Origin of the sequence: Leucobacter albus, assembly GCF_039528015.1 — a bacterium.
Lineage (GTDB): Bacteria > Actinomycetota > Actinomycetes > Actinomycetales > Microbacteriaceae > Leucobacter > Leucobacter albus.
Genome location: NZ_BAAAKZ010000002.1, coordinates 164,612 through 178,275 on the forward strand (window position 1 = coordinate 164,612; position 13,664 = coordinate 178,275).

Annotated in this window: 12 protein-coding genes; 3 read left to right on the forward strand and 9 right to left on the reverse strand. The window is 68.9% G+C overall.

The genetic code is table 11. The features are described from left to right. The first annotated feature begins 11 nt into the window (after positions 1 to 11). Complete coding sequence (locus ABD115_RS02310; protein WP_343957805.1) at positions 12 to 662, forward strand: GntR family transcriptional regulator; 651 nt, start codon at positions 12 to 14, stop codon at positions 660 to 662. A gap of 107 nt (positions 663 to 769) precedes the next feature. Here ABD115_RS02310 and ABD115_RS02315 read toward each other — a convergent pair whose 3' ends face one another. The 8 genes from ABD115_RS02315 to ABD115_RS02350 all read right to left on the reverse strand — a co-directional run bounded on the left by ABD115_RS02315 (position 770) and on the right by ABD115_RS02350 (position 9,992). After that, the gene (locus ABD115_RS02315) at positions 770 to 2,062 is read right to left on the reverse strand and encodes a glutamine synthetase family protein (RefSeq protein ID WP_343957807.1); all 1,293 of its coding nucleotides are present in this window, start codon (positions 2,060 to 2,062) and stop codon (positions 770 to 772) included. 120 nt (positions 2,063 to 2,182) lie between these two features. After that, positions 2,183 to 2,977: an SDR family oxidoreductase gene (locus ABD115_RS02320; protein ID WP_343957809.1), complete on the reverse strand. Its 795-nt coding sequence runs from the start codon at positions 2,975 to 2,977 to the stop codon at positions 2,183 to 2,185. 85 nt (positions 2,978 to 3,062) lie between these two features. After that, entirely contained in the window at positions 3,063 to 4,568 is a 1,506-nt protein-coding gene (locus ABD115_RS02325) for an aldehyde dehydrogenase family protein (protein WP_343957811.1), read from the reverse strand. A gap of 28 nt (positions 4,569 to 4,596) precedes the next feature. Next, positions 4,597 to 5,859, reverse strand: coding sequence for a cytochrome P450 (locus ABD115_RS02330; protein WP_343957813.1), 1,263 nt, complete (start codon positions 5,857 to 5,859; stop codon positions 4,597 to 4,599). 58 nt (positions 5,860 to 5,917) lie between these two features. Beyond that, positions 5,918 to 6,382 (reverse strand): flavodoxin domain-containing protein, encoded by a 465-nt coding sequence (locus ABD115_RS02335; protein WP_343957815.1) that lies wholly within the window; start codon positions 6,380 to 6,382, stop codon positions 5,918 to 5,920. Positions 6,383 to 6,422: 40 nt separating this feature from the next. Then, on the reverse strand, positions 6,423 to 7,745 hold the full coding sequence (locus tag ABD115_RS02340) for an FAD-dependent oxidoreductase (protein ID WP_343957817.1): 1,323 nt from the start codon (positions 7,743 to 7,745) through the stop codon (positions 6,423 to 6,425). A gap of 325 nt (positions 7,746 to 8,070) precedes the next feature. Further along, the gene (locus ABD115_RS02345) at positions 8,071 to 9,225 is read right to left on the reverse strand and encodes a CaiB/BaiF CoA transferase family protein (RefSeq protein WP_343957819.1); all 1,155 of its coding nucleotides are present in this window, start codon (positions 9,223 to 9,225) and stop codon (positions 8,071 to 8,073) included. 119 nt (positions 9,226 to 9,344) lie between these two features. Next, positions 9,345 to 9,992 carry a GntR family transcriptional regulator gene (locus ABD115_RS02350; RefSeq protein ID WP_343957821.1) on the reverse strand — a complete coding sequence of 216 codons (648 nt, stop codon included), beginning with the start codon at positions 9,990 to 9,992 and terminating at the stop codon, positions 9,345 to 9,347. A 332-nt stretch (positions 9,993 to 10,324) separates the two neighbouring features. Here ABD115_RS02350 and ABD115_RS02355 point away from each other — a divergent pair, with 332 nt between their 5' ends. Together ABD115_RS02355 and ABD115_RS02360 are read left to right on the forward strand one after the other, a co-directional pair. Next, complete coding sequence (locus ABD115_RS02355; protein ID WP_343957823.1) at positions 10,325 to 11,476, forward strand: acyl-CoA dehydrogenase family protein; 1,152 nt, start codon at positions 10,325 to 10,327, stop codon at positions 11,474 to 11,476. A 19-nt stretch (positions 11,477 to 11,495) separates the two neighbouring features. After that, positions 11,496 to 12,629, forward strand: coding sequence for a CaiB/BaiF CoA transferase family protein (locus ABD115_RS02360; RefSeq protein ID WP_343957825.1), 1,134 nt, complete (start codon positions 11,496 to 11,498; stop codon positions 12,627 to 12,629). A gap of 110 nt (positions 12,630 to 12,739) precedes the next feature. Here the strand turns inward: ABD115_RS02360 and ABD115_RS02365 are convergent, their stop codons facing one another. After that, entirely contained in the window at positions 12,740 to 13,591 is an 852-nt protein-coding gene (locus tag ABD115_RS02365; RefSeq protein WP_343957827.1) for an HpcH/HpaI aldolase/citrate lyase family protein, read from the reverse strand. Positions 13,592 to 13,664 lie beyond the last annotated feature (73 nt).

A 13,664-nucleotide genomic window follows, 5' to 3' on the forward strand; every position in this document is an offset into this window, starting at 1 on the left:
GTAACCGGCCTTTGGCGATTCAAAAGATTTCTATTTCCCGGGAGACGCTCGGCGAGGCAGCCTACCGTCACCTGTTCCAGGGGTTTCTCAATAAGGAGCTCGTGCCCGGGACACGGCTGCTCATGGACGAGCTCGCCGAGCAGCTGGGCATCAGCAGAACCCCCGTGCGCGAGGCCCTGCAGCGGCTCGAACGCGAGGGCGTGATCGAACCGCACGGCGGGCGCGGCTACGTCGTGTGCGACGTGAGCACCGACGAGCTCAACCAGCGCTACGAGGCACGCGAGGCGATCGAGGGCTTCGCCGTGCGCCGCGCGACGGAGCTCGGCGGCGACGCCGTCAAGCGCATTCGCGAGGGCTACGAACGCATCATCGCACAGCCGCAGACAACCGCAGAGGAGGTGTTTCTCGCCAACCGCGGCTTTCACCGACTGACGATCGAGGCGATCGACAACACCCACCTCGAGGAGTCGTTCGACCTGCTGTGGAACCGGGTGCTCACCTCCGATATCTGGGCGCGCATGCTCGACAGCGACGACGTCGTCGGCGAGTTCGACCGCGAGCACCGCGGCATCGTCGAGGCGATCGAGTCGGGCGACGCCGACCGCGCGCACGCGCTCGTGCTCGACCACATTCACTCGGGCCGCACGCTGCACGAGATCTAACGTCGCAGCGACCCTTTCGCTTTTCTCCGTGACCCCGGGGAGGCACTGCGAGCGATACGCGAAAGCGCCGGTGGGGCATCGACCCCACCGGCGCTTTCGCGTTCCGTTTACACCGCGCCGATGTAGCGCGCGCGCTCGATCTCAGAGACGGGTTGCATGATCGCGTCATACTCACGCCGCACGGTGTCGACGTAGGTATCGACGAGCAGCGGCTTGAACACCTTGCGCGCGAGATCCGAGCCCTCGAGCGCCGCGATGCCCTCCAGCACTGTGCGCGGCAGCCGCTTGGCGGTCGGGTCGGTGTAGGCGTTGAGTTCGCACCGCGGTGCGGGATCCACCGCGTTTCTCACCCCGTCAATTCCCGCGGCGAGCTGCCCCGCGACCGTGAGATACAGGTTGCTCGTCGAGCAGGCGTCGCGCTGCTCGAAGCGGTAGCTGCCGTGCGCCTCGATCATGCGGATCGCGACCGTGCGGTTGTCACCACCCCAGGAGTCGGTTGTCGGGCTGAGCGTGAAGTCTTGCCGCCGCTTGTAGTCGTTGACGCTCCAGGAGCCGAGTAGCGAGAACTCGCCGATGCGCTTCTGCAGCCCACCGAGGTAGTGCATCGCGTACTCCGACGGCCCGTCGGCAGCGTCGAACAGGTTCTTGCCGTCTTTCCAGAGCGACTGGTGCACGTGCAACCCCGAGCCGCTCTCGTTGTCGAACGGCTTCGCCATGTAGGTCGCGACCAGACCGTGCTTGGCGGCGAGCTCCTTCACCGCCGAGCGCATGAGAATGGCGTCGTCTGCCGCCCGCAGCGCCGAGTCGTAGCGCAGGGTGATCTCCATCTGCCCCGTGCCATACTCCTGCATGCCCGCCTCGACCGGCAGCCCGTAGTCGACAAGGTTCTTCATCATGTCGGTGAGCACCGCGTCATACGGCGAGCTGTCGTACACGCCGTAGGTGTTCATGTTGCTCATGAGCGGCTGGAACGTCTCGCGGTCGAGCAGGTAGAACTCCATCTCGAGCGCGATCTTCGCGTCGATGCCGTCGACTTCGAACTCGCGCAGCACGTCTTTCAGCGCGTTGCGCGGGCACAGCGGCGAGGGGTTGCCGTGCTCGTCTTCGATCTCGCACCACACCTGCGCAATGCCCGGCCGCCAGGGCACGGTGCGCAGGGTCTCGGGCACCGGCATGATGACCATGTCGGGGTAGCCCTCGTCCATGCCGCCGGCCGGCGACTCGTCTGGGCACTCGCACCGCACTCCCCAGTAGAGCGGTGCGCCCGGAATGTGCGACCCCTCGTGCTGGGCGCGTGCCCACTGGGCGGCGGGTACCTTCTTGCCGCGCAGAATGCCGAATACGTCGGCGAAGATCATCTCAACGGTGTGGATGCCTTCCGGGAGCAGACTCTCAGTCACCAAATCCTCCTTGATTGGTTTTCGCGGGGTCAAACGCTAGCGCTCGCCCCTTAAGAGATACCGTATACCAAATATTTTATATTTACAATAGTTGAGTGCTGTGATGCGCGTGTGTAGAGGTTATGCCCCCACGGCGGCCGCCAGCTGCTGCCGCAGCAATCCGCCCTCGGCCCCACCGTCAACAACCAAGTCTTCGCCTGAGATCCACGAGGCTTCGCTCGATGCCAAGAACGCGATCGCCGCGGCGAGCTCCTCGGGCGTGCCGTGGCGGCCGGCGAACTCCTTCAGCGGGTCGAGCTGCGCCTCGCCGATGGAGTCATAGAAATCCTGCAGCAGCGGCGTTTCGGTCGGCCCGGGGCTCACCGTGTTCATGCGCATGCCGGGCACGAGCTGACGCGACGAGATCATCGTCCACACGATCACCGTCGCCTTCGACAGGTTGTAAGCCTCGTACGCCTCCTCACCCTCGGGCAGGTAGGGCGCCACGTTCTCGACGGCCTCGGCGAGCGAGCCCGAGCGAATCAGCGCGGTCACCCCGTCGATGCGCTTGCGCCACTCGAAGCCGGTCGTCGACGCGATCGAGACGATGTTCGACTCGACGGTCATGCGGGTCGCGGCGCGCTCGGTGAAATCGCGCATGCCGAGGAAGTTCACCGCGAGCGCGGCCTCCACGCCGTTCTTGCCAGAGACGCCGGCCGCGTTCACGAGCACGTCGATGTGCGCCGGCAACTCATCGGCCGCCGCAGCGATCGACGCGGGGTCGGTGAGGTCGACGATGATCGTCTGCACGTCGCGGGGCGACGGGTTGCGGTCGGCGACGATGACCGTCGCGCCGTCGGCGAGAAAGCGCTCGACGGTCTTGTCGCCGATGCCAGAGGAGCCGCCCGTGATGACGACGGTGGGGGGTGTGTTCATGCGTGTGTCCTTTCGTGGTGGGTGCGCCGCAGCGGTGCGGGCACCCTGGGGTGGCGGCGGGCCGGCGGCCCGCCGCTGGTGCCCGCTAGCGCGGGTCGATAAACACCGACTTACTCTTCGTGTACTCGAGCACGCTCTCGCGCCCGAGCTCGCGACTGTTGCCAGACTGGTGCTGCCCGCCGAAACTGATGCCGGGGTCGAGCTTGCCGACGGTGTTCACCCAGACGAGGCCGCCGCGCAGCCGCTGTGTGAGCCGGTGCACGCGGGCGATATCGCGCGTCCACAGCGCAGCCGACAGATCGTAGTCAGAGGTGTTTGCGAGGCGCAGCGCCTCCTCCTCGTCGGTGAACGTAATCACCGAGAGCACCGGGCCGAAGATCTCCTCGCGCGCCACCCGCATATCGTTCGTCACGCCCGTGACGATTGTCGGCTCGAGGAAGAACCCCTCCCCCGCCGGGGCCTCGCCGCCGACGGCGATCGTGCCGCCCTCGGCGCGCGCCGCGTCGACGTAACCGCTCACCGTGGCGAACTGCTTCGCCGAGACGAGGGGGCCGATCGTTGTGGCTTCGTCGAGCGGATCGCCGAGGCGCAGCTTCGCGGTTTCCTCAGCAAGCAGCCGCACCATCTCATCGGCGATGCTCTCGTGCACGAACAACCGCGTCGGCGCGACACACACCTGGCCGGCGTTCTCCCACACCGCCTCGGCGGAGCCGGCGGCAGCCTTCTGCAAATCCGCATCCGGGAAGACGATATTCGCGGTCTTGCCTCCGAGCTCGACGCTCACCTTCTTCATGAGCGGGCTCGCGACCGCGAGAATGTGCTGCCCGACCGGGGAGGAGCCGGTGAACGACACCTTGCGCACCTCGGGGTGCGTGGTGAGCGCCTCGCCCACCACGCTGCCGGCGCCCGTGACAACGTTCAGCACCCCGTCTGGGAGCCCAACCTCGCGCGCGAGATCGGCGAGAAACAGCGTCGAATAGCTCGACAGCTCGGCGGGCTTGAGCACGACCGTGTTGCCCGCGGCGAGCGCCGGGCCGATCTTGTGCGAGGCCATCACCAGCGGAAAGTTCCACGGCGTGATCGCCGCGCAGACCCCGATGGGCTGGCGCAGCGTGAGCCCCATGAACGGCTGCCGCACCGGGTTGATGTCGCCCTCGAGCTTCGTCGGCCACCCCCCGTAGTAGCGGAACACGAGGGCGACGCCGCCCATGTCGTCGCGCGCCTGCGCGATCGGTTTGCCCATGTCGAGCGACTCGAGCTCGGCGAGCGTCTCGAGGTTGCGCTCAACGGCGTCGGCGAGGTCGAACAGGTACTGCGCCCGAGTCGCCGGGCTAATGTCTCGCCACTCGGGGGCGTCGAGGGCGCGCGCGGCCGCGGCGACCGCGAGGTCGACGTCTGCGGGAGTGGCCGCGGCGATCTCGCCGAGCTCGCGCGCCGTCGCCGGGTCGACGGAGGCGAACGTGCCGCCGTCGCTCGCCTGCGCGCCCCAGGCGCCGCCGATGCGCAGGCCCTGCACTCGGTCGATGAATGCGAGGGTGTCGCCGCGAAGCGGGCGGCAGTGCCCGCGGTTTTGGTCGGTGTGTTGCGTCATGTGCGTGATCCTTTCGCGGTCGTGCGTCTTAGGCTGCGACGCGGTGCACGCGAACGGGCAGCGACTTCACGCCGTGTGTGAGGTTCGAGCGCAGGCGGTGCACCTCGCCCGCGAGCTCGATGCGCTCGACACGCTCGATGAGGTGCTGCAGCAGCACCTTCAGCTCGAGCCTCGCGAGTGAGTTGCCGAGGCAGCGGTGCGCGCCGCCGCCGCCGAACGCGAGGTGGAAGTTCGGCTTGCGCTCAATGTCGAAGGTGTGCGGGTTCTCGAACACGCGCTCGTCGAAGTTCGCCGAGGCGTACCACATCGCGACCTTGTCGCCCTCGCGCAGCTGCTTGCCGTGCATCTCGACGTCGCGCGTCACGGTGCGACGGAAGTGGTGGATCGGGGTCGCCCAGCGCAGAATCTCCTCGACCGCGCTGTCGATGAGCGCTGGGTTCTCGCGCAGCTTCTGGTACTGCTCGGGGAAGTCGCAGAACGCCTTCGTCGCGTGCGAGAACGCCATGCGGGTCGTCTCGTTGCCGGCGATCACGAGCAGCGAGAAGAAGTTCGCGAGCTCGTGCGGGGTGAGCTTGCGCCCGTCGACCTCGCTCGTGATGAGCAGCGAGAAGATGTCGTGGCCGAGATCTTTCTCACGCCCGATGCGCAGCTTGTCGCCGTATTCCCAGAGCTCGCGGCCGGCGGGGCTCGAGAACTGGTACTTGCTGTTCTCCTTGAGCACGTCGGGGGTGAGAGCCGTGCGCGGGGCGTGGTCTGGGTCTGAGCTCGCGATCATCTCGTCGCCGAGCTCCATGATGTAGTACTCCTCGCCCTCTGGCACGTCGAGCAGCGCGGCGAGCACGCGCACCGGAATCTCGGAAGAGATCTTCGAGACGTAGTCGAACGTGTCTTCCTTGAGCGCCTCGTCGAGCGTTTCGACGACGATCTTGTCGACCTTCTCGTCCCAGTTGCGCCGCACGATGCCGGGGTTGAAGCTCGGGGCGAGAATCTTGCGGTAGCCGGTGTGCAGCGGCGGGTCGGTGTCGATCATCGTGCGCCTGCCCTGCAGATCTTCTGCGGGAATGTCTTCGAGCGTCGTGCCACCCTTCTCCGACGAGAACGTGCCGGTCTCGCGGCTGAGCTCGACGACGTCTTCGTAACGGGTGAACGTCCAGTAGCCACTGCTGCCGTCTCCGGGCTCCGTCCAGTGCGCCGGGTCGTTGTCGCGCAGCTCCTTGAAGAATGCGTGCGGCACCGAGTCCTCGAAGGCGAGCGAGGTGAGCAGGTGGTCGTTGTCGTGTCCGACAGTCATGATGAGTCCTTTCGAGGGTGCGGCGCCGTCGCCGCTTCGTGAGTGTTCGGGGCCGCCGCTAGGCGGGCTGAGCCTGCAGCTCGGCGATCACGCCGGGCACCCAGGCGAGCGCAAGCTCGGTGCCGTCGTCGATCGATGAGGCGTCGTGGCGGCCGTAGTCGCCGACGCGCTGGGCGCCGAGCTCGGTGAGCTTGCGGTCGATGATCTCGCTGCCCTGGCTGTAGGTCTCGGCGTAGAACGTGTCGCCGAGACCAAACATCGCGTAGCGCACGCCGCTGAGGTCGGGCGCCTGCTCCTCGAGCGCTGCGAGGAACGGGATCGCGGTGTGCGGCAGCTCACCCTCACCGTGCGTCGAGCACACGATGAGGTACGGGCCCGTTGCCGCATCGATCGAGGAAGGGTCGGTGGACTGGAGGTCGCCAAGCTCGGCGTCGAAGCCCTCGCCTGCGAGGTGGTCGACGAGATCTTGGGCGATGAACTCGGAGTTGCCGGATTCGGTGCCGTAGAGCACGGTGAACTTCATTGTTGTCTCGTTTCGGGGTGACGGTGGTGGGTGGGTCGCGCTACGCGCCCGACGTGCCAGCACGGGCGACGTCGAGCATCTGCGCTCTGGTGGGAAGCTTGGTGCGGGAGCGGCTCTCAGCGGCGGTGGCGCACTCGTGTTGATCGATCTGCAGCCAGTCGCTGTAGCTCACCGCATCGGCCGCGATCGCTGCGGGGAGCAGCGGCATCGCAGGGTCAAGCGGGCCGCGGCCGAGCTGCCCGCGTTCGAGGTCGGCGACGACCTCGGCGGCGACCGCGACGGCATCAGCCCGGTTGTCAGGGATCGTGCCGTTCGGGCCGCGCCGGCACCAGCCGACGCGGTAGAGGCCGGGCCGCACGCGGCCGCCGACGTCTGACGCGTCTGCGAGCGGGCTGTGCTCGTCTGCTGCGAAACCGATGGCCGACAGCACGCTCGTCGCGGCGATGTCGGTCGTAGTGGGCTCGGTCGCGGGAGCGCCTGCGCGCTGCACCCGCAGCCCCGCCACGCGCTCCTCCCCGAGCACGCGCACGGGGGTCGCACCGAAGACGAGTCGCAGCGTGACCCGTGGCCGCGGATCCTGCGCCTGCTCGGCGAGCGCACGCAGCGCCTCGACCCGCGAGCGCTGCACCCTGTCGTCAAGCGCCTCGGCGTCGACCGACCCAGCCCCCTCGATCTCGACACGCAGCCCGGCGATCTGCCCGAGCTCGCGCACCATCTGCGCGTCGCACTTGGCGTGCGCGATGGCGGAGCGCGACAGCACGGTGATCTTAGTCGCCGGCGCTGCCTGATAGGCGGCAAGCGCGGCATCGTTCACGTCGCTGCCCGCGAAATCTGCCGGCGTCTTCGCGAGAAACCGCACCAGGTCGATAGCCACGTTGCCCATGCCAACGATCGCGACGTGGTCGCCGAGCCTGTCAAGCATGCCAGCCGTGTCGGCGTCTGGGTGGGTGTTGAGCGCTCGGGTGATCGCGCCGGAGCCGAAGACGCCGTCGAGGGTGTCACCGGGAATGCCGAGCGGGCGGTCTGCCGCGAGCCCGGTCGCGAGCACGATCGCGTCGGCGCGCTCCGCGAGCTCGTCGAGCGACACCGCTCCCGGCTCGGGCGATGCGGTCACGCGCACGTTGCCCGCGAAGTCGACCCGCTCCTTGGTGAAGATGCGATCGAACTGCCTCGTGATGTTCTTCGTGCTCTGGTGGTCTGCCGCCACTCCGTAGCGCACGAGGCCGAAGGGGCACGGCAGCCTGTCGACGACGAGCAGCTGCGCGGCCGGCAGGGCGCGCCTGAGGGCGCCCGCTACGAAGCAGCCGCTTGGGCCGGCTCCAACCACGACAATGCGGGGCTCACGGTCTGCTGTTTCGCTCATTCACCACTCCTTTATGGGATACGGTATACGGTACCCCATCGTGGGTGGGTGCGCAAGCTCGGGCTTGCGCGGGCTGGCCGCCGCGGGGCAGGCCGGCGCGGGCTGGCTCCGCGAGCAGCCGCGGGCGGGCACCGCGGCGGGCCCCGGCCCGTCAACCCCTACGCTCCCTCCGAAACCCCACCTAAACCTCCGGCAACAAGGGGGTGGTCTCGGAGGCAACTGCGGGGTTCACGCGCTGGGGCCGCCGGGGGCCGCCGGGCCGCCGGGGGCCGCCGGGCCGCCTGGGGCCGCCCGGGGCCGCCCGGGGCCGCCCGGGGCCGCCAGCCTAGGCGCGGTCCGTGTGTTCACCGAGCTTGGGCACGGGGCCCGGGTGCGCGCGCTCGCCGTCGAACAGCAGCGGCAGTCGTGGCAGCCTTAGGGGCTCCCCGGCCGCGTCGACGGCGATCGAATCAGCCATCGGCACGAACAGCTCTCGGTGCGCGAGCTGCGGGTGAGCACGCACCTCGTCGACGTTCTGCACGACCCCGACGGGCTGCCCGGCAGCCCGCAGCGCTGCGGCGGCCTCGTCGCGGGTGAGCTCCGCTGCCCACTTTTCGAACAGTGGCACGACGCGGTCGTGCATGGCCTCGGCGCGCTTGAGCACGGTGTTGAGCTCGGGGTGTTCGGTGAGCTCGGGCTGCCCGAGCGCCCGAGCGCAGCGTGCCCACATGTCATCGGTGGGAATCACGATCGACAGCCAGCCACCGTCGCCCGCGCGAAACACCCCGACGGGGCTAAATCGATCGATGCCGCGGCTCGGCACCTCGCCCGTGAACTCGTGCAGCGTCAGCGGGCGCTCGAGAAACGCGGCGGTGATGTCGAACATCGCGGCGTCGACGAGGCTCCCCTCGCCCGTGCGGGCGCGCTGCACGAGCGCCATGAGCACCCCGACCGCCGAGTAGACCGCGGTGAGCATGTCGGTTGTGCCCATCGGCGCGAGCGTCGGGGGCCCGTCTGCCTCACCGATAAGGCTCGCGAGCCCCGACATGCCCTGAATAACGGAGTCGAACGCCGGCCAGTCGGCGGCCTCACCGCCGGTGGCCCCGAACCCGGTGATCTCGCAGATCACGAGCCGCGGGAAGCGCTCGCGCAGCGAGGCGGGGGCGAGCCCCATGCGCGCGAGCGCGCCGGGGCGCAGGTTACACACGAGCACATCGGCGCTCTCGAGCAATCGTTCAAGCTCGGCGACCCCGCCAGGGGTGTCAAGCGGCAGCGTGACCGAGCGCTTGCCGCGGTTATACGAGGCAAAGCCGCCGCTGATGGCCTCCTCGCCCGAGCCGACGCGTGGGTCGTAGCCGCGCCTGGGGTCGCCGGCGCCCGGGCGCTCGATCTTCGTCACCGTGGCGCCGGCGTCGGCGAGCAGCGAGGTGCAGTAGGGGCCGGCGATGAACTGCTCGAGTGAGATCACCCGAATACCCTGCAATAGCGTCAACCCGGTCATGCATTTCCCCCTTAGTTATCGGCACCCGCCACAGCATCCCGCCACGGCATCCCGCCACAGAACCCCGCCACAGGCACCCGCCGCAAACCCACACCACGAGCCCGCACCGCGAGCACCCGCTACGAGTGTGTGCGCCCCTCGAAGTACCCGGCGAGCTTTTCGCCGGCGTTACGAATGTGGGCCGACATCGCCTGGCGGGCGGCCGCTGCATCGTGCGCGATCACGGCGTCGTGCACGGCCGCGTGGTCTGCCGCGGTGGCCTCTGGCCAGCCGTCGATCTGCGCGTAGAACGCGCTCGGCACGTACTTCACGAAGTTTCCGAGCGCCCAGCGCAGCCGCTCGGAGCCCGCGGCGGCGTAGACGCGGCGGTGAAACTCGTCGTTCAGGCGATCGAGCTCAGCCGTGTCACCAGCGGCAGCGGCGGCCATGAGCGCCTCGTGCGTCGCCGACAGTTCGGCAGCGGCCTCGTCGGTGATTGCGCGGGCCGCGCGGGCGGTGAGCTCGCCCGCGACGAGCGCGTGCGCCTCGAAGATGTCGCGAATATCGGTCGCGGTGAGCGCCCGCACGGTGAACCCCTTGCGCGGCACGAGGTCGAGAAACCCCTCGGCGCGCAGGGCGTGCAGCGCCTCGCGCACGGGCGTCGCCGACACGTCGAGCGCCTCCCCAACCGCCTCGGCGCGCACGGATGTGCCCGGCGCGAGCTCGCCCGCCATGATGGACTGCCGCAGGTGGGCGGCGACCTCATCGCTGAGTTGGCGTCGTTGCATGTGGTTCTCCTCTAACTGGTGGCGCGCCCCGCGCGAGCAAGCACCCGCACGAGCAAGCACCCGCGCGGGCTCACACCCGGTCTCCCTGGCCTGAGCTCAATTCTATTGAGCGGCTAGCTCCGAGCGGCCATCGCTGAGCGGCAATCGCCGAACAGCTCCCGCTGAGCGGCTAGCCACGAACGGCCTTCGCTGAGCTGCAATCGCCGAACAGCTCCCGCCGAACACCCATCGCCGCTCCCAGGGATTGACTTCACCCCGCGGCCTAATTATATTCTATATAAAATCATGTACACCCACCAGGGCCGTTTGGCACCCGATGTGAAGGACACGCAATGACGCACCTCAACGAAGAAGAGAGCTTTCTCGTCGACACCGTACGGGCATTCATCGATCGCGAGGTGAAGCCGACGGTGCGCGACGTCGAGCACTCGGGCGAGTACCCCGAGCGCTGGATCGAGCAGATGAAGGAGCTCGGCATCTACGGCCTCGCCGTGCCAGAGGAGTACGGCGGGCTGCCCGTCTCGATGCCCTGCTACGCGCAGGTCGCCGAAGAGCTCGCCCGCGGCTGGATGACGCTCACCGGCGCGATGGGCGGCCACACCGTCGTCGCGAAGCTCATTGCTGAGTTCGGCACAGAGGAGCAGAAGCAGCGCTACCTCCCCCGCATGGCAACGGGCGAGCTGCGCGCAACGATGGCCCTCACCGAGCCCGGCGGCGGCTCCGACCTGCAGGCAATGACGACGACGGCAGTGCGCGACGGCGACGACCTCGTCATCAACGGCGCGAAGATGTGGATCACGAACGCCAGGCGCTCTGGCCTCATCGCCCTGATGTGCAAGACCGACCCGGCGGCAGAGCCACGGCACCGCGGCATCTCGATCGTGCTCGTCGAGCCGGGGCCCGGCTTCGAGGTTTCCAAAGACATGCCCAAGCTCGGCTACAAGGGCGTCGAGACCTGCGAGCTCGTGTTCACCGGGTACCGCACCCCCGCGGCGCAAGTGCTCGGCGGCGAGCCGGGCAAGGGCTTCGCGCAGATGATGCGCGGGCTCGAGACCGGCCGCATCAACGTCGCGGCCCGCGCGCTCGGCGTCGCGTCGGCCGCCCTCGAAGATTCGCTCGAGTACGCGCAGCAGCGCGAGACCTTCGGCAAGCCGATCTGGAAGCACCAGGCGATCGGCCACTACCTCGCGAACATGGCGACCAAGCTCACCGCCGCGCGCCAGCTCACCAGGCTCGCCGCCGAGAAGTACGACAGCGGCGCCCGCGCCGACATGGAGGCCGGCATGGCGAAGCTGTTCGCGTCGGAGATCGCGATGGAGATCGCGCTCGACGCCGTGCGCATTCACGGCGGCTACGGCTACTCGACCGAGTTCGATGTCGAGCGCTACTTCCGCGACGCCCCGCTGATGATCGTCGGCGAGGGCACGAACGAGATTCAGCGAAACGTCATCGCGTCGCAGCTCGTCGCGCGCGGCGGCCTGTAGGCCGGGCGAGGCTACGCTCATGGCCACGCTGCCACTGTCTGGCATCACCGTCGTGTCGATCGAGCAGGCCGTCGCGGCGCCGTTCGCGACGCGCCAGCTCGCCGACCTCGGCGCGCGCGTCATCAAGATCGAGCGCGATTCGGGCGACTTCGCTCGCAACTACGACACCACCGTGAACGGCGAGGCGAGCTACTTCGTGTGGCTCAACCGCGGCAAGGAGTCGGTGGTGATGGATCTCAAGAACCCGGCAGACCAGCGCCTGCTGCGGTCGATGCTCGCAAGCGCCGACGTGTTCGTCGAGAACCTCGCCCCCGGCGCCGTCGACCGGCTCGGTTTCACGGCCGAGGCCCTCAGAGAGCTCAACCCGCGCCTCATCACGGTGTCGATCTCGGGCTTCGGCCCCGGCGGCCCGTACGCGAGGAAGAAGGCGTACGACCTCATCATTCAGTGCGAGGCCGGGCTGCTCTCGCTCACCGGCACGCCGGAGCACCCCGCGAAGGTCGGGGTCTCGGTCGCCGATATCTCTGCTGGCATGTACGCGTACTCCGGCGTGCTCGCCGCGCTCATTCAGCGCGGGCGCACCGGCGAGGGCACCCGCATCGATGTGAGCATGCTCGAGGCGCTCGGCGAGTGGATGCAGCAGACCTATCTCTACGCCGAGTACTCGGGTGCCTCGCCGAAGCGCTCGGGCGCCGCCCACGCGAGCATCGCGCCCTACGGGCCCTTCCCAGCCGCCGACGGCACGCTGTTTCTCGGGCTGCAGAACGAGCGCGAGTGGGCGCTGTTCTGCGACCGGGTGCTGGGTCAGCCCGAGTTCGCCGCTGTGCCGGAGTTCGCGTCGAATTCGCTGAGGGTCGCAAACCGCGAGGCGCTCGATGCAACGATCGGCGACCGGCTGCGGGGCCGCTCGGTCGCCGAGCTCCAGGAGCTGCTCGACGAGGTCGGCATCGCGAACGCGCAGATGCGCACCATGGCGGAGTATTCGGCGCACCCGCAGCTCGCGGCGCGCGATCGGTGGCGCACGATTCGCACCCCGAGCGGCGAGGCGCGCGTTGCGCTGCCGCCGGTTTCGTTCGGCGACGCGCTCGGCGATGTGCCGGCGCTCGGGGCAGACAGCGAGCGCATTCGCGCCGAGTTCGCTCCGGCCGAGTAGCGGCGCGCAACTGCGGGGCCACGGTGTGTAACCGTGGCCCCGCAGTTGCGTGGTGGCTAGGTTTCCTGATGGCGCAGCCGGGCGGATCCGAGGCTCCCGCCGGCCCGAAGTTAGGGGCGGGCCTGGGCCAGGATCCGCCCGGCGCGCTCGTGCACCGGCTTGTCGATCATCTGCCCGTCGACCTGCGCCGCCCCGTCGCCAGAAGAGGCCGCAGCCTCGACCCTGCGGGCCCACGCGATCGCCTCGGCGCTCGGCAGAAAGCCGGTGTGGATCGCGGGGAGCTGCGCCGGGTGAATGCTCAGCTGCGCGGTTGCGCCGAGACCCCGCAGCCGCGCAGCCTCGCGCTCAACCAGCCCGAGGTCGCGGATCTCGAACGGCGGCGAGGCGACGGGGGCCGCGAGCCCCGCGAGCCGCGACTCAACGACGAGCTGCGCGTACACCCAGTCGACAGTGGCCGAACCGATCTCGCAGTCGAGATCGAACGACAGATCGGCCGCGCCGACCGCGAACCGGGTGAGCCCCGGTGTCGCCGCGAGCTCGCGCGCCGCGGCGACACCGGGCGCGCTCTCGATGAGCGCGACAACCTCGAGGCCCGCCCCGGCGGCTCGCAGCGTCGCGACGGCGCGCTCGAGGTCTGCCGTTCGCTCCGCCTTCGGCACCACGATGCCCGCGAGCGACGCCGCCGCGGTGGGCGGGAGCGCGGATAGGGCGGCAAGGTCGCGCTCGAACCACGGCGAATCTGCGGCGTTGATGCGCACGAGGGCAGGCCTGCTGAGCCCTGCGCCGAACGCCGCGAGCAGCGCCTCGAGCGCCGAGTCTTTGTCGGCGAGCGCGACCGCGTCTTCCAGGTCGATGATCACCGCGTCGGCCTCGCTCGCGAGTGCCTTCTCGTAGCGCTCAGGCTTCGATGCCGGAACAAAGAGGTAGGAGATTGCGGCTGCCGCCACATCGGGTGTCGCCATGGGCGTTCCTTTCGTCGGTGTGCGCGTCGCACCGTGTGTGCCACGCATCTAGAGTCGGTGCGCCTCAGCGGGA